General features: G+C 64.1%; 1 pseudogene. It reads right to left on the bottom strand.

Features of this window, described 5'->3' with window-relative positions:
* Nucleotides 1-245 (bottom strand): annotated as a pseudogene (locus tag J5M66_RS26785) (arginine-ornithine antiporter); the annotation flags it as partial.

Below are 245 nucleotides of genomic sequence, written 5' to 3'. Positions count from 1 at the left end.
CCGGCTGGCCCTGTTCACGCTTGGCCTTGGCAAACAGAATCACCCCCGGCGCATACAGCAGCGCCGACAGCAGCAGATATTTCACCCCACCGGCGTACAACAGCCACACCGCGTAAACCAGGGCGATACCGCCGATGATCAGATCCTTGCGCCGCTCGGCGGCAAAGCCTTCGTAGCTCTCGCCGCGCACCGCCAGCAGCAGGGCATAGGCCGCCGACCACAGGTAGGGCACCAGAATCATCGAG

The organism is Pseudomonas sp. 67(2021) (genome assembly GCF_017491835.1).
GTDB classification, from domain to species: domain Bacteria; phylum Pseudomonadota; class Gammaproteobacteria; order Pseudomonadales; family Pseudomonadaceae; genus Aquipseudomonas; species Aquipseudomonas atacamensis.
Note: the sequence above shows the minus strand (reverse complement) of the source record. Positions and strands in the feature narration are given on the sequence as shown.